Origin of the sequence: Paenibacillus sp. J5C2022 (assembly GCF_025567625.1) — a bacterium.
GTDB lineage: Bacteria > Bacillota > Bacilli > Paenibacillales > Paenibacillaceae > Pristimantibacillus.
Genome location: NZ_JAOQJC010000008.1, coordinates 1 through 20,880 on the forward strand (window position 1 = coordinate 1; position 20,880 = coordinate 20,880).

A 20,880-nucleotide genomic window follows, 5' to 3' on the forward strand; every position below is an offset into this window, starting at 1 on the left:
CCTAACCGTTTTTAAGCTCATCGATCAATACTAACTTAACTTTCGCTATTTGTTATAGACTTCAAATAATGAACGATATCCTGGCGCTGTGATGCCAAGTTGTTATTTCCCCACGGATCGGTGATCATATTGCACAATGGAGAAGGGGTAACGGTGCGAGTAAAAGTAACACCGCTTTGCATCAGTTTTTTCATATTCGGCATTTCTAGCGGCAGTCGTTCCATATCCAGAGATTGCTGCACATGATCAGGATAAGGCATCCAATCTCCTCTGTGCTGATCCGGGAACAAAACAGTATATTGGGTCTCTCCCTCATAGAAGAACATCTCCTTGAACAGAAGCCGTAACTTCCTCTGCAACGACCTCTGCAATTCATCTATATAGGTTGAACCCTTGAATGACCCATGCTAACCGTGCGGACAACGGACGGCCTAAATGTGGGCGATAACTGGAAAAACTACAGTTCATTGCGCGAACATCTAACTGTACATTTTCCAGTCAGTCGTCCGCCGGTGTATCACGTCAAGATGGCCATTCAATTGTTCATTCTATTTAGTTTCAGTATCTGTTACTACTTATGTCCATTCGGCATAAGGCACGCTTGGCGGGGCTATGTGAGCAAAATGAGCGATAGCACAAACTATTCTCTATTTTCCCGCTTCTATGTGACCATTTTGAGCGATGGCTCCTACTTTTCGGCGGTACGAGGCACGCTTGGCGGGGCTATGTGAGCAAAATGAGCGATAGCGCACACTTTTCTCTATTTTTCCGATTCTATGTGACCATTTTGAGCGATTAGCCCCTACTTGCTTAGTAGCTAAGTAGTAACCAGTATCTTAGCTATTATGCTATCATGTGCACTTCTGTATATTCTATGGCGCCGCTTACGATAAATTTGACATTTTTCCTGCCTTATAACCCTTCACTTCCAATGGGTACCCAGCCGCCTACTCCTTCGCCTGTATACTTCACTAGCAGCACCTACGATATCAGTACCGTACAAGACTTTCCCATAAATCCGATCCCGATCTTGACGATGTTGGACACGCCCGTCTTGACCAACTCCGCTTCATACCGCTTGACGTCAATTTGCGCCAAGGCGTCCCGGGCCGCCGCTTCTACATCCCGATCGGCTGCCTTCATCCGCTTCAGTTCGATTATGATGCCCCGTTTCGACTTGTCTCGTGGGGTTAGCAGCAAATCGATGCGGCCGTATCCGCTTTCCGGTTCGCTCCTTACCTCGTATCGATCAACGAGCTGCACGAATAATCCCAGAGCGAACGCATGGTAGAACTGCTCGCTCTTGTCGCTGGACACGTTATAGTAGCTGAAGTATTGCAGCACGACGTCGCTGAACATTTCCCGGAATGCATCAAGATCTCCCTCGGTCAGTTCCTTGAGCATCCTGCTGATCACAGTGCTTCCCGCGCTTTCGTCCAGCCATTTCCTGATAATGTTGATATACAGAATCCGAATTTCTCTGTTGGGGATTTTGACGATATGGCTCGTTTGTTCCAGTTGCCCCCAGTTCGGATCATCGATTGCCGTGACTTTATGTTGGGCGATGTTCAGATAGCCGCTTTGGACGAACAGGCTCCAAACCTTTTCCTTCTCCGTCTCCAAGATGTTGTAATTCACATGCTCGTCAATGACCGTCTCGATCGTGTCTCCCGCGATCAGCTTCTCCAATTCGGCACGGCAGTAGTCCACATTTTTCCGAAGCACAAGCTTGATCAGATCCTCACTGCTCGTGTTGACCCAATACAACCCAAACGTACCTTGGCGATCAATGAAGTTCAGGATGCTCCAAGGATTGTACACCTCATATTTTCCAAAGTTGTAGCCGTTGTACCAATTCTTTACATCTCGTTTCTTGTCGCCCAGACCGTAGTAGTCGAGCATTTGCTCCACTTGCCGCTCGCTAAAGCCCAACTGATCCCCATAAACCCCGTTCATCACGGAAGCGATTTTCAGATGATTCAACCCGCTGAAAATGTTCTCCTTGCTGACCCGGGTGATCCCGGTGAGCAGCGCAAAGTTCAAGCTGGGGTTGGTTTTCAGCGCAGCGCTGAGATAGTTCCTCATAAATCCGATGACTTGCTCAAAATAACCGTGGCTGTATCCGCTGATGATCGGGGTATCGTATTCGTCAATTAGCACGATCACTTTTTTCTGATAATATCTCTCCAGATACTCGGTCAGTTTTTTAAGGGACATTTGCAGCTCTTTCTCATCGCTTGTCTGCTGCATAATCTTCGTATAATAGGAGCGTTCATGCTCTTCCAACTTGCTCATGACCTCATGATTCTGTGTGTACAAATCGGCCATCAGCATTTGTATCCCTCTATATGTCGTTTCCCATGCGGAGTCTTTCAACTCCTTCATGCTGAAGAACAGGACCGGATAATATGCCGCGTCAGCGAAAATCGGCTGCCCCTCTACCTGCAATCCGGCGAACAACCCCCGGGAGTTTTCTTTCACATTGTAAAAACAGTTGACCATGCTGAGCGTCAACGTTTTGCCGAATCGGCGAGGGCGGGTGATCAAGGTCACTTTTGCGCCGCTATTTTCCAACTGCTGCAACAAAGACGAATTGTCCGCGTAATAACAGTCTTTTTCCACCAATTCCTTAAAATTGTCTATCCCGATAGGCAGCTTTTTCATCTGTTCCAACTCAACCGCCTCCTAATATTCCCAGTATGGGACAATCTGATCCCATTATACCACACTGTTCGCTGCAAAAAGATGGGCGCTGCCTTGGCAACGCCCATCTTTTTTCTACTGTATATCAGCACTTGTATTCAATTGGTGACTGCCTGTTCCCGACCGGTAGCATGAGAACGGTATATCGCTTCCACGACGGCAGTGATGGACTGTCCGTATTCAGCGGATATGCCAAGCTCGGAGCTGTGCTGAACCGCATTCAGCATGTCCTCCCATTGCGCCGTGAATGTCTCCGGCAAGTCGCTCGTATCGACTGCTTCGTACTCGCCGGAATGTCCGTCATATATCCGCAGCTGATCGCTTCCTAGCAGCTTCAATTGACCGCCTGTCAGCAGGAACTCCGTCTCGTTCAGGTACAGCTGACCATACCCGCAGAGCGATACGCTTGCCGCCACGCCTTCCGTTGTCTCCAGGAACAGGTTGGCGCTCCCTTCCACATCGCCCCGATCGCCATAATACGTCAAGCTTGCTTTCACCTTATCTACTCGACTATCCGTCAGCCACTGCAGCTTGTCGAGAGAATGGCTGCCGAGATTAACGACAATGCCGCCGCCCGACTTCGCGCGCTCAAGAAACCAGGCCGGACGATCGGGATGGAAATAATTGCACCATCGTCGGTCATTCATCATGATTACCTTGCCTAGCCGGCCGGAGCGCAAAATTTCTCTAGCGCGAATCATAGACGGGAAATAGTGCTGCATATGCCCCACCGCCAGGATGACGCCGTTCCTTGCCGCCGCCTCGTTCATCTCCCGACACTCCTGGACGTTCATGGCCATCGGCTTCTCGACAAGCACATGGCAGCCTTGCTCCGCGCACCAGATGACCGCTTCCTTATGAAGGAAGTGAGGCAGCGTGATGACGACGACATCCGGACGCTCCTGTCGAATCATAGCTTTATAGTCGCGATAAGTTCTGACGCTGTAAGCTGCGGCGCACCGATCCAATCGCTGCTGATCCAGATCGGCAACGGCAAGCAGTTCAGTCCTGCTGCTAACCTGCATAGCCTTCAGATGATTTTCCGATATGGCGCCTGCGCCTACGATAACTGCCCGAATTTGGTTCATGCTTATTTCTCCTCTGAATAGATGGGTTGGTTAATCGGTAGTGATCCTCAGTTCATCGAAGGAAATGAATGGATTGGAAGATTGAGGAGACTTCTCCCAGATGGATTCCAATCGAATAACATGCATCCCTTCCATCAGCTCGCCCGTATTGAATACTTCCACTTGATACATAATGGGATAGTTATAGAAGTCAATGGTCGTCACGTACTCGCCGTCTACGTATACATTGCCCTTGCCCCGTGCTGTATGCCGATCGGCAATCAGCGTCGCGGAAGTCCCGTAGAAGGGAATCTCCACAACATCTTGTGAACCTACTCCAATGACTTGAGTGCCTCCTGCATAGCTATTGTTCTGAAATGTTCTCCAGTTCCCTGTATACGTCACGAATGGGTTGTCATCGTCAATAGCGGTCAAGCCTTGCGGCAGCAAGACCATACGATGGCCCGCAGACAATAATCCATTGCTTCTTATGGCATACAGCATATAGATGCCTTCGCTCAATCCTGCGGTATTCAATTCCGCAGGGCTATTACTGGTCGCCTGTATGCTTGTGCCGCTGCCGCTTGCGCTGGCTGCTTCAATCGCGCCCTTGTCGACCGGCGTATCTGCTGGCACCAAATGGATAGCAGCATCGACATTGCTTGTCGCTGTGATCGCACCGCCAATACGCTGACCAATCAGCGTCGCATCGGTAATGACTGGCGGCAGCATTGCCGTTACCGAGATGAATAGGTTAGCGGTCTCTCCATGCGCAGCGTATACCGACGTTGATACTGTTCTCGCATAGCCATTCGCCAGGACCGTCACACGATGCTGTCCAGCCGGAACCTGAAGTGTGAATGTCCCCTCTGTATCCGTATTCGTTGCCATATTGGCATATCCGCTCAAATTCACCGTTGCGCCTGCCAGCGGGCTGCCGTCTCCATCCGTCACTGTTCCCGTAATGACGCTGTCCTTCACGGGAGCAGCGCCTTGCACTTGCGCGCTTACGCTGCCTTGCAGCCTTATCGTATGCGTTCCCGTCCATTGAAGCCCCGGATAATAGGTTTGCCGGGACGTGCCGTTTTCCCCGATCGAGAATCCGGGATCATGCTCGGCCAGGACGAGGACCGAATTTCCCGATTCATGCTGAACGGCTTCCACTTTATACCCGGATGTACTTTGATCAGGATGACGAACGGTAACGTATTGTCCCGCCATATGTTCAGGAACAACACCAGTCACGACTATCGCGTCCATCGCATCTCCGCGCGCTGCGCTTCTTGTCTCGATGACATCCCCCGTCACATCGCCGTCGCCATGGATCTCCTGCTCTCCCATCCTCAGCAGCGTACCGCCAACAAGCGACAGGCTCCACACTTCTCCGTTCACAAGGCGGATGAAGCCCATCTCTCCGACCATCGTCATATCAGCCGTTGTCACAGGCTCATCCGGATGCTCCGGATTGCTCACAATGATATCTGTCGTATTGCCGTATACGACTTTAACGGCGACGGCTCCTGCCGGCGCTTGATCCAGCTGCAAGCGGTCGATCGCCTCTATACGAGTCTGCTCACCGCTGTAGGGCTCCATAAGCGTTACGAAGGTGCTGTTCAGATCGGTGCCTTCTCTGCGCAATACGAGCTTCGGCATCGTGTACTTCACTGCTTCGTCGTTGTTGTCTACCTTAGTTCCCTGCAGACGGATGGATCGGAGTGACGGCGAACGTCCCAGGAACAGCTCATTCTGACCGGATTCAAGCAAGCCCGTCACCTTCATCTTCGCCCCTGGAGCACCCTCATCTTCCGTTACGAGCGTTACTTCATACTGCTCACTGTCGAGCTCTGCTTGCTGTACGTCCTGCACGTAGATATAACCGGGATAATGCCCCTCCGCGCTGCCGCTGTCGCTATTATTCGTCGGCAGCACGACCTCCGTGCCCGGAGGCAGCAAGTATGGACCGTAGTCGGTGAGCTGCGCATCTGTCTCGAATCGGGCATCGCGGTTCGCATCGCCTTGCAGCGTATACTCATGCCGGCTGCCTCCCTGAACGCGGAACAAGTCCAATACATACCCTTGCTCACCGCTGCCGCCCCCGAACGGGACGAACCACGGCTCGCGACTGTACGTCTCCGTTGCTTCGTAGGCGGAATCATAGTCGGCGCGCATCGCTTGGAACGGATGGCCTTCCTCTACGAAGGCCGAGATATTGCCTCCATGCTTCGCCTGTTCGCCGTTCACCATATTGGCGCTGTCCACAACAACCGTGTTATGCGCCATCGTAGACAAGGCGAACCAGCGATAGAACGTATTGTGCGTATAGCCGAGATCCGGCATCAGCTCTTGTCCTTGCGCATACAAGCTAAGGTTGAGAGGATCGTAATGGGCATGTCCGTACTTCGGTTGAAAACCCATATATAATTGCGTCTGCTCTTCTCCGTCTCCTCCGGTTAATCTCCCGATCTTGGCTGCCGGCAGCAGGAACGAGCCTGCATCCAGCAGCGGGTTCGATCGTACTTGATTCGCCCACGTATCGGTGATCGGCAGCACTTTCCCATCCGGATATACCAGCTTATTGGCATTCTCAATTGCTCGCCCAATGCTCGGGAATTGCTGTTCCACTTGCAGATTATCGAATCGCTTGCCGTCTCGAGGCGATACATAGCCTGCAGGATCACTCCATCCCTGCAGCAGTTCCGCTACCGCCAACAGTCCGCTTATCGTCTGAATATGATAGCTTGGCGTTACCTCCTGCCAATAGCCGTCGGAGAGGAACATGGTGTCCACAAGCTCCTGTACCGATTCCAGGACGCGATGAATATATTCCGGCTCATCAAGCGCCATCCCTACCTCAATCAACCCTTTCCACGTCTGGAACGACATGTTGCCAAGATATTCGGGACGCGACAGCACGAATTCCGCTGAAGGCACAATCATATTCTGAACGATGCGCTGTTCGACATCCTCCCCGTACTCGTCACTGAGCAATTGGAACGCATTCGTTCCCTTCAGCTCCTTATAGAGACGAAGCAACGGCTTGATTGTCGGAAGATCGTTATACCACCAGCGCTCCCATATTCCGCCCCAATAAGGGAACGGCGGTCCGGATCGCTTGTCGAGAGACAAGTTGGCATGATTGCTCCCGCCAACACGGTCAACGGTCGGATTGTAGCCCTCGTAGGCTTGCGCGAAGGCATAGAGCAAGCGAGCAGCTCCAAGCGGATCGGACTCTCCCAGCGCCCCCGTTTGAGTAATCGCCCGAGCTTTCTGCAGGTACCACATATGGGCAGTGATGAAGAAGCGCTGACCTTCGTTATTCTCGTAATAAGGGATTGTTACGTTCTCTCCCTTTCCGTTCTCCAAGGAGAGCGAATTATCTTCCGCAAATTGAGCATTGGGATAGACAGTGCCTGTACGAGGGGCTGTCAAGCTATGTCCGTCTTCCGAAAGCTGATATAACCCGCTTGGGTAAAGCTCCGGCAGCTCGGGCAAGCCGACAAAGCGATACCCTGGCTGCGGCGGGATGAGCGCCATAATCCGTTCCACTTCTTCGGAAGCTTCGCTCCATTCCAGCTGTTGCAGCGATGCTCCATTGTCGCTGCCTTGCCCCATGTCATAAGCCGCTTCTCCGGCAGCGATGATCGCTTCTCGGTCGAAGCTTAGCATGGCGATCGTTCGCGCAATCGGAAGATCCGGGAACAGGACGATCCGCAGCTGATATAAGCCGCGCTTCATGGGAGCGGGATGCTGGAACTCCAGCTCCAATGCTTGGCCGTTCCAGCTCCATTCCTGCTGTTCCAAGCTCGTCCAGGGCTGTCCGGGTTCTTTCCACTGAAGCTCCAATCCCGGATTATTCGTCGTCTTGAGCGCTTCTCCCCTTTGGAAGAAGGAGCTCATATCGATAGAAAGCCTCTTCTCCGTAAAGCCGTTATACAAGAGTTGCAATTGACCCGATTGACCGGAGAGGAGACTGTCTCCCCCGATATCGGCCAAGCTGAGGGGCAATCGCGAGAACATGATGCTGCCGAATCGTTCTTCATCGACAAGTCCGATGCGGACAGTCGCCTCGGGCCCATTCTGATGCCACTGATCAGAATGGCGTATTGGCACCCAAGAGCTAAGCGGACGAGTATAGAGATTGTGCAGATGCACGATGTTCATCTGCCACTCGTCCCCCGGTTCGACTCCTGCAGGCACAATGTCCGCAATGGGAACAGCCAGCTCTACATACACCTCTTCCTCATCTGCGGACGAAGCATGCTGAGCGGAGTCGATCGCCACTTTGCCTATATCGTCCCACAGCTTGCTCACATCCGGAGACGGATTCCATATCGGCGACAAATTCGGAGACGCGGCTGTATTCATCGGGATCTCAATCGCGTAGAACTCTTCACTGCCCTGCGGCTGCAGAATGACTGCGATTTGGGCAAGGCTGTCCGCCTCCTCCCTTGCGATGCTGCCACCGATGTATACATGGCCATTATCGTATGCCACTTGGTACTTCACACTATCGTTCAGGGATTGATTGTAATAAGCTGTTTGAAAGTTTCGAATTTCAGCCGTTCTTGTCCACATATCCTCATCAAGAACCCCGTCAATGGACGGCGTCCGATGCACTTTCGGCAGAACGGCCCACTTGTCAGATTCATATTGAATCGGCTGAGGGATGACCCCCGTTGTTTGAGATTCGCTGTCAGCGCTTGCATTCGGAGTAAGCCCAATGGATGATAGAAGCAGAATACTGGTTAAGCATGTCATTACACTCATTTTCAGACGCTTTTCCATATTGCTATCTCCCTTCCTGGTTCATTCGGAATCTTGCATTTTACAGGTTCAAGGCTAATAAATACTGCCGATAAATCTCCCGGAACCCGCCGCCTGTGAGCAATTCCAGCGTCAACGGCTCCGAACAACTCAAATCTGCAACGGTGCGAGCGCAATCTGGCGACTCAGATGAGAATACTTCCAATAGCAGCCTTTGGATCGTCGCTTTTTTATCTCTTTCACCCGGCGCGACTTCGAGTTGGTACAGCGTGGACGAGTTTACCAGACCATGCCGATCCGTTTGCATTTCGTAAAGCGCATAACCGGCAATTTCATTGGAGCCATTACGAATACATATTCCCCTGCCTCCTCTGCTCTTCAGAACATGCCATTGACCGCACCAGGCCGCATCCTCCCTGTAGAAGGGCAGTCGGCTGCATTGCTCCGGATCCATCTCCAGCACTTGTCTCCCATCCGCTTCATCCGCTGCCCAGGCATGCGGATTCCAGTCTTCTTTCGCGGTCATTCCGATCAAGTTGTCAACGATATCAAAGCCAATGCTTTGATAAGCCGCTATAGCGGGCTTATTGGCAGAGACGACTTCCAACCAGGCTCTATGAACGTTCGCCTTCACGATGACTCTCTTTACCTCACCCAATAGTTGCTTGGACAGTCCGCGTCCACGGTATTCTGGAATGATGCCGGTTCCTCCATTCCATGCAAGCAACCGGCCATTCACCTCCTTGATGGCCACGAATACAAATCCAATCGGCTTATCCTCATCCGCATCAAAAGCAATAACCGAATGTTCAGGCGAGATGGAATTGTTCACAAAACTGCGAAGCAGCTTTTCCATCGATGTAGTCATATCGCTGTAGTATTGTTCGAACCCCCGATTGCGAATGAATAACACCTGCTCAAGCGTGCAGGCTGACATGGCAGCACAACGAATAGGGACTTTGTCCAAAGCTTTTCCCCCCTCGTACATTAAAACTCTCATCTACCTGGATGTTCATGATTGATTTGCTCCAGTAACCGCAAGCTCTCTTCTACCAGAAGCTCCCCGGTATCTTCGTCCAGCCGGCTCCAAGGTCGAATTGTCGGCTCATACCCTCCTTGCCGGTAAGCCTCTCTGGTACATATGTAGCCCGAACCCGACCCGTTGCACAGTTCATTAATCATCGTATAAGAATAGGGGGAACGCTGCTTGATCTCCAAGCCAAATGCAACGAAATTCTCGGCGGGCAGTCCCACAATGACAAGCTCTCCCAGCCTGGCTACTTGTATTTCCAGTTCCGTTGTGCGTTCTTGTTGATCCAGCAATGTGATATCCTGCCGCGCGATCATCTGCTCCACTTCATTTCCTGAACTCATCAGCTCCTGCAGCCGGTTGATATGTTCCTCTGTCAGAATTCTGTAGTTGGCCGTTACATGCGCAATCCGGATATCCGCATGGTGATCCTGTGCGGGAATGGCTTTTTCTCGGGCTCTGAGAATTTCCCATGCCAGAATACGACCCATTTTCACATAGTGATCCGGAGGTTTCGTTGCTGATGTTCCGTTTACGTCAACGTGGTTGATATCTCCACATGCCCCTTGCAAGAAAAGGCTAACGACATGCTCACCTAAATTTTTCTTGATTGTCCGGCTGATTTCTCCGGGGAAGTCGGCACTGTATTCGGTTCCTCCAATGGTATCCGTATGACAAGCATAGTTGGAAACTACACCGATCGGATTCCCTTCAAGATCATCAATCCGCAGCACGATAACCTCAGGATCTATCGGACCAACCGATCTATCAATCTCTGGATTGCCAATGCCGGGATTTGTTCTAATCGTGCCATCTTTCATCCGAAATCGGCGATTGAATGCAATATCTCCTTCTGCCCCCCTGCCATGTCCAAGCACGGCTTCCCGCCTGTCGTGAAACGCCATAATAGCAGCGTCCGCCGCTTTTTTGACCATGTATGGCGTATAATCCTCATCAACTGTTAAAGAAAAGCCTGCTCTGACCGGAGCCCCCTGATGAGTATGAGTCGCCGATATCATCACACAGTCCTCGGCAATCCCCGTATGCGCGGTTACTCGTTCGCGAATTTGAACAACAGCCGGCCTCAATAAGTCCAGGACATCCAGAACAATAAAAGCGAGCATTTTCTGACCATCATCCACGACCATCGCCTTTGCATACAGCTCATCGCGTATACCTGTAGATATTCGACTTTTAAACTGACCGGGAATGTTCACCCCCAGCGGGGGAGTAATGACAACTTCCTTCATCCCTATTGCAAGCACCACAATCACCTCCCGTTTCTCGTTCAACCCTTGACCGATCCAATCAGCACTCCTTTTACGAAGTACTTTTGCAAGAACGGATAGACCACTAATATAGGCAGAGTACCTACCATAATAGTAGTGAATTTCAACCCTTGATCGACCATATCCTCATCGCCGCCGTTCATCTGTCCGGTCAATAATCCTGTCTCCAGCAATCGTCGAATGATAACTTGAAGCGGGAACAGATTCTCCGAACGCAGATACAACAGCGCATACATAAAGTTGTTCCACAGCCCTACGGCAACGAACAAGCCGATCGTCGCAAGCGCCGGCTTGGACAAGGGCAGCACAATGCGAAGCAGCACGCCAAAGTCGTTCAGCCCGTCCATCTTGCCCGATTCAATCAATTCATTCGGAATGCCCATAAAGAAAGTTCGCATAACAAACAGAAACCATGCACTGAGCGCTCCCGGCAAAACCATCGCCCAGATCGTATCCATAATTCCGAGCGATCTGACGACGAGAAAGGTGGGAATGATCCCGCCGGTGAAGAGCATTGTAAATACGATCATTAACGTGACGCTCTTGCCGAAAATCAATCCTTTTCTTGAGAGGGGATAGGCCGTTAACGCCGTTAACGCAATCGCAATGAATGTTCCTAATCCAACATACAGGATCGTGTTCCGATAGCCGCGAAGCACGTTAATGTCACTGAGCACCGCCTTGTAGGTGGACAAGGAAAATCCCTTCGGAAAAATCGTGACCTCATTGCGGAGCACAGCAGCGCCGTCACTGAGGGAAACAGCTGTCATATAAATGAACGGATAAAGCATCGACAAGCTCAGCACTGACAAAAAGACGATATTGGCGTAGTCAAACCAGGTCATTTTTCGATTTACCATAAGCTGTTGTCCCCCGCTTTCCTGCCCATATAATTGGCTGCTACGACAAAGATCAGACCGATCACGCCGGTAAACAAATCAATGGCCGATCCGTAGGAATAATTCCCCTGCGTAAGTCCTACACGGTAGACATAGGTCGCCATAATGTCCGCCTTCTCATAGGTGGCGGGATTATACAGCAAATACACTTTCTCAAAGCCTGTCTCCAGCACATTCCCTACCCGTAGAATGAATAAAATCACAATCGCCGGAATAATCCCGGGGAGCGTCACATGAATCGTCTGCTTCCAGCGGCTTGCCCCGTCTATCGCTGCAGCCTCATATTGACTGGGATCGATTGTAGTCAGCGCAGCGAGGTAAATAATAGAACCCCATCCTACTTCTTGCCAAATATCCGAGGCGATATAGATTGTTCGGAACCAATCCGCATTTTGCAAAAAAGTGATGGGTTCAATACCGAGCTTGCCCAGAAACAAATTGACGATGCCGTTCGTAGGCGATAAAAACATGATCATCATGCCGGTTACGACGACGGTTGAAATAAAATGAGGCATATAGCTGAGTGTCTGAACAAACCGTTTGAACAGATGGACCCGCACTTCATTAAGCAGCAAAGCCAGAATGATAGGCGCAGGAAACCCCCACACGATGCGATAAATGCCTAACAAGAATGTGTTGCGAATAATCGGCCAGGCATCCGGATTGTTAAAAAACATCTTAAAATATCGCAGCCCTACCCATTCACTTTCCATAAATCCGGCAAAAATATTAAAGTTTTTAAAGGCTACCAGAACTCCAAACATAGGAAGGTACTTAAAAATCAAGAAATATAATATACCAGGAACGAGCATGTAAAGAAGAATCCGATCATGCTTGATTCTCTTCATGATGCCTTGGCTGTATTTCATGCACTTTCCTCCTTGCCCCTATAGCAGTTAAAAGTTTTTCATACGATCAAATGCCGTTTTATAGAGATTCAGTACTTCAGGAAGCCCCAACCGTTCGATTTCCTGAACATACTGATCCCACTCCGTGAGCGGCCGATCCCCAATAATAAATTGGGATACTGCCGTTTCTCTATGCTTCGTGAGTTGATCTTCCAGTACGGCGAGCCTTTCGGTCTCTATTTCGTTAAAGGAAGGGACCGACGCTTCCGGGTAAACGTACTCCAACACTTCCTCATAATAAGGCAAGTATTCTTTCGGCAGTAAAGTCATCGTCGCTTGCGAATCAAACTTTCCATAAGAGCCAAATCCCCCGATGCCAGTCTCCTGTCTCAGCGATAACGTATCCTCACCGACAATCATCTTCTTCTGTCCATCGACAATATCCCAGGTCTCGCCTTGTTTACCCCAGCTCACGATCTCCGAACCTTCATCTGAATACATAAAATCGACATAGTGAAGAGCGGCGTCCAGATTCGGTGAATTTTTGAACACGGTGAATCCGCCAGGCATATAACTCATGTTGGCTACATAAGCCGGTCCGTCAGTCCCTGCCGGAGGCGGCATCATCGTCAATTGCGCTCCTTCGGTCTGCATCGCATCTGTCAGCGTCTGCATCCGGCCGATGTAATCCACTGTAATGAACGCCTTGTCCGTTGTCATGACTTCACTCCACTGCTGTACCGTGGTCGACAGGAAATCCTGGTTCATTAGTTTCTCGGTATAGAATTGATTAAGATAGCCCAGCATATCACGGTATTCATTTTGCACCTGTCCGAAAATAAGCTCGTCAGTGCCCAATCGGTTGCTAACGTTATTAACAATGCCGAATGATGGGAGCATGCGATTATCGATCGCCCCTAATTTATCTCTGAAAGTAAAAGGATAACTATCTGGATACAGCTCTTTCAATGTGCGCAATACTTCGTGCAGTTCATCCCATGTGGCAGGGACTTCAATATTATGCTTTTCAAAAATATCCTTTCTGTACATCCACACCAGATTGTTGGTGTAACTCAAACCGTCCACAATCGTTTGATAGGTTTTCCCATCATAGTTAGTCGCCCTCTCCTTCAAATCCGGCCTTTCCTCCCAGAAGGCTTTCAGGTTAGGCATTTGATCCAAATGTTCATTAAAGTCGACCAAGGCTCCTTGAGAGCCGTATTTCTTGGGCAATTTGTTGTCGTTAATAAAAATGATATCGGGAATATCCCCGCCGGCCATCGTAAGAGCAAGCGAGGCTGCATAATCTCCTGCCGGGTAGTGTCCGTCGATACGGATATTTGTCGCTTCAAAAATATTCTTATACACCGGCAAATCGTTATTGAATTCAGCAGCGATCGTCATTAAACTGACGGTGACCGGTTCAGGCAGTTTGAGAGCGCTTTCACTTCCTTCAGAAACATCTGGACTGCTGGTGGCAGGTGAAGCTTGCGGAGTGTTGGACGAACTTGAACTTGGAGGAGCTTCGTTTGAACAAGCGACGAAAATCATACAAAGGACGATTAACATGGATGTTGTCAGCAGTCGTTTTTGAAATCTTTTCATTTTTGCACCCTTCCTTTTCCCTTTTTTATTGATATAGAATTGTGTCTACCCCCATACTATCCATTGCCCCCAGGAGGCTCAAGCTTTAAAACATTGGTTCGGCGCTTATTCTTGCAATAGTGAAAGAAGAGATACCCGGTTAAATAATTGGTACTCCCCAATCTTTAAGCCGCAAAAGGATATCACGATCAGGATGTCGAATGGAAATTTAGATGTGAATAAAGTGATCGGACCGCAGCCAAGGGAGGATGATTCATGAAATCGCTTTCTCTGTTTAATCGGTTATTATTGAGTTTCTTTGCTATTACGATTTCTCTGGTTTCCGTTTTCTTCATTTCCTTCTACATCATTAAGAACAAATATCAAGATAGAATGATCGCCTATAACCAAATGAACCTCAACCGAACGGTCGAGCAGTACGAGTATACGTTCATGGCGACCCGAAATGTTCTGTTGAATCTCTATAATAACGAATCGATTATAAGTCTTAATTCCAGTTTGCAGTACGATACATGGAAGTTCAATCCATTAACTGCAAAATATATTCATACTGAACTGGAGGATACGATTCGGAGCAACCCGCATCTGTGGATCGAAAACATCTATGTCGTCTTTCAAAATCCTGACACCGTGCTCTCCAAGCACGGGATGACAGATGCCAACTTGATCTTTGATCGGTACACGTTAAATCCAAGCCGCTTCTCCCATTCACAATGGCAGAACGTTTTTTCACAATCCGATGACTTCGAGATTATTCATGCAACATTAAATACGTCTGCAGTGGATATTGGAAATAACGAAAACAATAACATCCCGGTCATCGCTCTGATCCTCAAAAATCCGTTGATGGAAAATCTGTTTATGATAGCCTTTATTAATGAAGAGGAAAGTACCCGTCATTATCAGCATGAATTCAGCTCCAACTTCTGGATTCACGACCGGGCGCAGCGTTCTGTCAGTCACACTCCGGATATCCTTTTGCAGCAAGATTTTACCGACTATGCGCGAATTGGCGATAACTACTATTTTGCCCAGGAAGGGTCCTATACCGGTCTGCGTTATACCGATCAAGTTCATCGAAGCCTGGTAGAGCAAGAATTGACCGAATTGTATTTCCTGCTGATTCCCGCGTTGATTGCCGCTTTAGCCGTAAGTGTGTTCGGATCGGTCTTCTTCAGCCGTCTAATCAGCAATCCGGTCAGACATATATTGCAAGCGATCAAAGACCCGGTAGCGCGTGTATCCCATTCCATCACGGAATTCAAATCGATCAGCCGCCATGTACATGAGAGCGGTTCCTTGCTCAATTACTATGCATTCACCAACAGGCTGAAAGAAATCAGGACACCCGGCATGTCTTCTTTTCCAAGCGATTTTACAGATACGCCTTATCTATTTATTGTGATTGATGTTTTTTTCAAACCGCCAATGTATACGGATCAAGCGTTTAAGGAAGAGCAAGCGCGCTCCTTTATTTGCGAGTTTGTGCGCCAAAGTTTATCTGTTCAGACATCGCTGACTTTTCAGATGGAAAAGCAACAAATTTCATCCATTGTTTTTTTGCAAAAGTCGGACAGCCCAGAACAATATAAAGGGCAAATTGACAATCTTCTGACCCCAATCGCCAATACATTGGAGTGGGACAGCCGAAGTTGTATATTCACGATTGCCATCAGTGAAGTATACGATGATTCCGCCTCTTTAACGGAAGCTTTCGAACAAGCGCAGAACAGAGTACAGCTTCGTCAACTAAATGATCAACTGCAAATCATTGATTACAACGAGAAGCCCGAGGCCGTGTATTTGACGCCCGCTATGGAGCAAGAATTACAAGGATACATCTCATCGGGCAATCTGGTCAGAGCCAAGGAATGGATCGCCGACAAGCTCTCCAGACTGGCATCCAGGCAGGCCGCACGCCATCAGTACAAGCTTCTCGCTAATCTGATTATCAATAAAGTGATCCAGATCACGCACCCTCTCGGTATTGCCATTTCAGATGCCGAGGAGGTGCTAAAGCAAATTGAAAGCTGTTATAGCTATGAACAATTCCAAGCTTTGCTGGATGGGCTCCTTGAAGGCATCATTAACCAGATTCCGGAGCGGCGGCAAGAGGATTGGATTAAAGGGGTCATCGACTACTTGAACAAAAACTATGACAAAGAAATATCTCAGGAGATGATCGCCGACCGCCTGAATATTACAACAAGCTACCTGTCCACCTATTTCAAGGAGAAGACCGGCACCAACTTTAAAGATTACCTGAATCAACTGCGAATGAACAAAGCCAAACAATTACTCGCCACAACCGATAATAAAATACAGGATGTCTCTAGCCAGGTAGGCTACCAAAGCAAAAATCCATTCATTCGCATGTTTCGCAAATATACAGGAATGACCCCGACGGAATATCGCAAAGAATTTTCCAATCGTGAAGAAGAATAATACGACAATTCGACAGGCTGCGAAGCCGTTTCCGTTCACTTCAAGCATCGTTTGATGAACGTTACGGCAGCAATGAGCAGCATCGGCAGCACATAGACAAAACTGTTGAGAAACGGCCATATCACATTGACGAGTTGCTCCATCTTCACTTCTTCCGTATAAGTCGTAACGGACAACATAAAGCAGATGAACGCAACGGGAAAGGTCAGCAGTTTATCATTCCGCAGCTTCAGCAGCTCCGCCAGCACTCTCATTAAGATGAGCAGCAAAATGGCGGTTTTGAAATAGAAGCCGACAATAAGCGAAAATCCGATGACAGATTCAATCCGTTCAAGAATTTCTTGTATGTAAATTAACCGGGCAAGCTGATACAGCGAATATTTGAGATCTCCGGCCAGCGGTCCGAGCACCAGAATACTGCCAATTATGGACAGCATAATAATAAGCCCATTCACAACCAGAGCGGCGAATAAATGCTTCCTCACCTTATACGTATCCTGCTTCCGCACATAAGGCAAGATCATGGCGAACACGACAAGCTCGGCATAAGGGAACCCGTAGGAAATATAGGAAGCATGCAAAATCGGCCTGATTCCGTCCGGCATGACAGGAAGAAGATATTCGAAATGATACAAATTACTGACCAGCACCAGCACCAGAATGACGAAACCGAACATCAGAAGCAGCAAAAATGCCGCCATGCGGGCCATCACTTCAATTCCGGCACGGGCCGTCAGCGCGATCATGATAAAAAACAGGGCATTGACCGCATAGGTCGGCGTCTCCTTCAACATCGTGCTCTTGAAGAAATAGCCGATCTCAATTACGATGCCTGCTACATGCCAGAACATGACCGTCACGAAAGGGATCAGCAGCAGCAGCGTAATCCACTTCCCTAGCGCGGCCCGGCTGTATTCGATGAAGGACATTCCCGGATAAATCCGATACAAATACATCATGCAGGCCAGCAACAGCATTCCAAGCATGAGAGAGATCAGAAGCGATATCCAGGCACCGTTGCCGGCAATGTGGGTCAACGGGGAAGGGATAATCACGATGGATGATCCGGTCAGGAAAAATAGGAATATTCTCGACATCTGAATCGAGCTTATATATTCTTGCTGCTTCATCGAACCCTCCTCCTACCGGAATCCCATGGAATCGCTTGCTATCATTATGCTTTGAGCCAATGAACGAATTGCGCAGCCGGACCCGCAAACAGATCAATCAGCATATCGAGATTCGGCCACGGCAAATCCGTAATAAACAAAAAATTAAGGTACAGGAGCGGAACCCAGAGCACGCCATATACGATGCGTTCCTTGCGGTATGCCTCTCGATATGCCGGAATGTCGGACACCAGAACAGCGGCTATGAGCAGCAATATACAAATCAGTTTATCGTTCATGGCCTTTCATTCTCCTCTTTCCCGAATGGCGTTCCTACATTCAGTCCCGAATTCAGTGCCTGGACGTCAACGGTGACATCAAATCGGATTTTTGCGAATCGTTCGTCCCATGTCGGCTTCCAGCGCTTCCACAACGTCGGGTCCTTGCGGTAAATTTTAGTGCCGATTCCGATGGCATCCAGACGTTGTTGCTGTAAAATCGAAATAGTATGACGAATTTGCCGTTCGATTTGCGCTTCTATTTTCTCCTCGAATCGTTTCATATCCGGGATCGTATTGATGGATGAGCAGCGCAATTCTCCAACCACACCTCTAATTCGAATGCCGACATCTACCAATACAGTATCGTCTTTGACATGCGGGGTCGTTCGGGATTGGAGGGTAAAAACCTCGAATGACTCCTTCCGCTGAACTTGCCCTTCCGCGAGCGCATTGCCTGTACAAGGAAATTCCAAAATCCCTTCCTTATATTGATTGCTCAGCATCATGTAAGATTCCGTGTCCCTGGCTCCGAGCGTATAGGACAGCTTTCCTTTTTTCAGCAGGGCTACTCCCGATACGACTGCTATGTTTCCCGATTTGCTTATATGGGGAAGAACGGAGACCTCAGTTACACCCTTTAATTGTATAGCCAGCTCATACAAGGGAATATTCGACGATTTCGCCGAATATCTGGCGCTTTGCGTTTCCATTTTCTTATACTGCTGGCCGATTGTCTGTTCAATGAACGGTTTTATTTCCAGATATTTGGCTGCGTTCCCTTCCGTAATCAGCGGAAGCACCGTACCGCGCGGCTCATGATCCCTCGACATGTAATCGAATACCTCGCCGATATTTTGACTTCTTGCCAATTGCTCTCCCATCAGAATAACCCGGATATGATCCCACTTGGCCTTGCGTCCGAAATACAGAGGAATATCGCGAACGGCATCGAACACAGTCTCTCCGCTCGTCCGGATATTGATTCCCTTCGTTCCGGGCCCCGCTTCTCCCGTCATTTCCGTCTTGCTTGCAGGATTATAGAAATGCGTCGTCAAGCTAATCCTCCCCGCTTCGGCGCTGTCAATGGCTACAGCCTGTACATAACCGTATTCATCGAGTTCCTTATTGTCCCAGCAACCCGTCAAGAAGCCGAGCAGCAGGAAGGTTGCGACAGCGGCAACAAGCCTCCTCTTCACCGTGTCAACCTCCCCTCCTGAGCTTCCTGCGGAGATGCCGGCTTCGCTGCGCATCCGCCTGCGTATGCCTCGATATATCCAGGAACACATCCTTTAACCGCTTCAGCCGGAATGGAGCGATCGTAGCCAGATAAGGCTGTCCCAATGAACGCAAAGTGGCCAAATGAAGAAACACGAGCAGCAACCCGACCATAATGCCAAGTCCTCCGAATGTCGCGGCAAGAATCATAAGCGGGAACCGCAGAATGCGAATCGCGATGGCCATATTGTACTGGGGGAACGCGAATGACGCGATCCCGGTCAATGCGACGACAATGACCATGACGGGGGAAGCGATCTGCGACTGAATGGCGGCCTGGCCGATCACGAGCGCGCCCACGATACTGACGGCAGAACCGATGGGGCGCGGCAATCGAATGCCGGCTTCTCTCAGCAATTCGAAGAAAAACTCCATAATTAACGCTTCCAGCATGGCGGGGAACGGAATGCCTTCACGCGTCTTCAGAATGGCAAGCAGCAGTACGGTCGGGATCAACTCGGAATGAAAAGTCGATAACGCGATATAGGTGCTCGGCAGCATGAATGCGATGATGAATGCAGTCATGCGAAGCATACGGATTAACGAAGAAAAAACAGAGCGAAAATAATAATCCTCGCTCGAAGAGAAAAATTCCAAAAAATTGGACGGACAGACTAAAATGGACGGACTGCCGTTAACCAATGCGAGAATTTTCCCGTCCAGCAAAGAAAGCACGGCTGTGTCAGGCCTTTCCGTATAGCGAACTTGGGGAAATGGAGAATAACGGGAGTCTCCGATCCATTCTTCCAAGTAAGACGTATCGATGATTTCTTCCCTACCGATTTGGTTGATCCGTTCCTTGAACACCGCCAAAACCTCTTGATCGACGACACCGTCCAAATAACCGAATGAAATCGTTCTGCGGCTTTCTTGTCCAACCGTCATAAACTCAAATTTCAGCTTGGGCGATTTCAGCAGATTTCTTAGTACACCGATGTTGCGTTCCAGATTCTCGATCATGCTGACATGCGGGCCTTGCACACTCGGTTCCGTAATCGGCTCGGACGGCTGTCTTTGCTCGATATCCAGCGCAGAATAAGCGAGAGCTTTGTTCCAATGCTGAAAAAAAAGGACAACTTTACCGTCCAATACGCCGTTCACAGCCTGCTCCAACGTATCCAGCACCGCAATGGTAGGCGAGGAAGCTCCGTTTTGTTCAAAGAAACGGCGTACGTCTTCGACTGTAACCGATATGGCCGGCTTATCTTCGACGAAGATGAGATTTTCCAGCGCGTCCTTCAAATCGTTTTTTTTCGCGGGATCGATCAGTGTATTGAAGTAGACGGAGAATGCTTCCTGTTCCAGTTCCGGCCCGTAGCTCCACGGATGAATGGCAAGGTCTCCGCATTCGGCAAAAACGGTCTCGAAATGCTTCCGGTTATATTCCAACATAACGTACACCGGCATATCTTCCGATTGGCTCTTGTTGTCTGAATGTTGTCTCATCCTGATCTCCTCGCGTAATTGGATACAATTGCATTATTATCATTGCCGTATTCTGGCATGAGCATTCGTACAACATGGAACATGGCGGCTTGACATTCTCGATCCCGATTACCTCATTA

Annotated in this window: 14 protein-coding genes; 1 reads left to right on the forward strand and 13 read right to left on the reverse strand. The window is 49.3% G+C overall.

The features are described from left to right. Positions 1–35 precede the first annotated feature (35 nt). The 9 genes from M6D81_RS08400 to M6D81_RS08440 form a co-directional block, all read right to left on the reverse strand. Complete coding sequence (locus M6D81_RS08400; protein ID WP_262676417.1) at positions 36–359, reverse strand: hypothetical protein; 324 nt, start codon at positions 357–359, stop codon at positions 36–38. Between the two features lie 622 nt (positions 360–981). Then, positions 982–2,664 carry an ATP-binding protein gene (locus tag M6D81_RS08405; RefSeq protein ID WP_262676544.1) on the reverse strand — a complete coding sequence of 561 codons (1,683 nt, stop codon included), beginning with the start codon at positions 2,662–2,664 and terminating at the stop codon, positions 982–984. A gap of 137 nt (positions 2,665–2,801) precedes the next feature. Further along, the gene (locus tag M6D81_RS08410; protein ID WP_262676418.1) at positions 2,802–3,791 is read right to left on the reverse strand and encodes a Gfo/Idh/MocA family protein; all 990 of its coding nucleotides are present in this window, start codon (positions 3,789–3,791) and stop codon (positions 2,802–2,804) included. A gap of 30 nt (positions 3,792–3,821) precedes the next feature. Further along, positions 3,822–8,555 carry a carboxypeptidase regulatory-like domain-containing protein gene (locus M6D81_RS08415; protein WP_262676419.1) on the reverse strand — a complete coding sequence of 1,578 codons (4,734 nt, stop codon included), beginning with the start codon at positions 8,553–8,555 and terminating at the stop codon, positions 3,822–3,824. Positions 8,556–8,595: 40 nt separating this feature from the next. Then, complete coding sequence (locus M6D81_RS08420) at positions 8,596–9,501, reverse strand: GNAT family N-acetyltransferase (RefSeq protein WP_262676420.1); 906 nt, start codon at positions 9,499–9,501, stop codon at positions 8,596–8,598. 29 nt (positions 9,502–9,530) lie between these two features. After that, a complete protein-coding gene (locus M6D81_RS08425) occupies positions 9,531–10,829 on the reverse strand; it encodes a neutral/alkaline non-lysosomal ceramidase N-terminal domain-containing protein (protein WP_262676421.1) in 1,299 nt (432 codons plus the stop codon). A gap of 23 nt (positions 10,830–10,852) precedes the next feature. Continuing rightward, on the reverse strand, positions 10,853–11,713 hold the full coding sequence (locus M6D81_RS08430; protein WP_262676422.1) for a carbohydrate ABC transporter permease: 861 nt from the start codon (positions 11,711–11,713) through the stop codon (positions 10,853–10,855). Further along, complete coding sequence (locus tag M6D81_RS08435) at positions 11,707–12,621, reverse strand: ABC transporter permease (protein WP_262676423.1); 915 nt, start codon at positions 12,619–12,621, stop codon at positions 11,707–11,709. The genes M6D81_RS08430 and M6D81_RS08435 overlap by 7 nt, the downstream gene beginning before the upstream one ends. A gap of 27 nt (positions 12,622–12,648) precedes the next feature. Then, positions 12,649–14,205 (reverse strand): extracellular solute-binding protein, encoded by a 1,557-nt coding sequence (locus tag M6D81_RS08440; RefSeq protein WP_262676424.1) that lies wholly within the window; start codon positions 14,203–14,205, stop codon positions 12,649–12,651. A 255-nt stretch (positions 14,206–14,460) separates the two neighbouring features. Between M6D81_RS08440 and M6D81_RS08445 the strand changes: the two genes are divergently transcribed. After that, entirely contained in the window at positions 14,461–16,650 is a 2,190-nt protein-coding gene (locus M6D81_RS08445; RefSeq protein ID WP_262676425.1) for a helix-turn-helix transcriptional regulator, read from the forward strand. A gap of 35 nt (positions 16,651–16,685) precedes the next feature. Here the strand turns inward: M6D81_RS08445 and M6D81_RS08450 are convergent, their stop codons facing one another. The 4 genes from M6D81_RS08450 to M6D81_RS08465 are packed head-to-tail and all read right to left on the reverse strand — an operon-like array spanning position 16,686 to position 20,761. Continuing rightward, on the reverse strand, positions 16,686–17,780 hold the full coding sequence (locus M6D81_RS08450) for a GerAB/ArcD/ProY family transporter (RefSeq protein WP_262676426.1): 1,095 nt from the start codon (positions 17,778–17,780) through the stop codon (positions 16,686–16,688). A 44-nt stretch (positions 17,781–17,824) separates the two neighbouring features. Next, entirely contained in the window at positions 17,825–18,058 is a 234-nt protein-coding gene (locus M6D81_RS08455) for a hypothetical protein (protein WP_262676427.1), read from the reverse strand. Next, on the reverse strand, positions 18,055–19,236 hold the full coding sequence (locus tag M6D81_RS08460) for a Ger(x)C family spore germination protein (protein ID WP_262676428.1): 1,182 nt from the start codon (positions 19,234–19,236) through the stop codon (positions 18,055–18,057). Before M6D81_RS08460 ends, M6D81_RS08455 begins: the two co-directional genes overlap by 4 nt. A 4-nt stretch (positions 19,237–19,240) precedes the next feature. Then, positions 19,241–20,761, reverse strand: a complete 1,521-nt coding sequence (locus M6D81_RS08465; protein ID WP_262676429.1) for a spore germination protein — start codon at positions 20,759–20,761, stop codon at positions 19,241–19,243. Positions 20,762–20,880 lie beyond the last annotated feature (119 nt).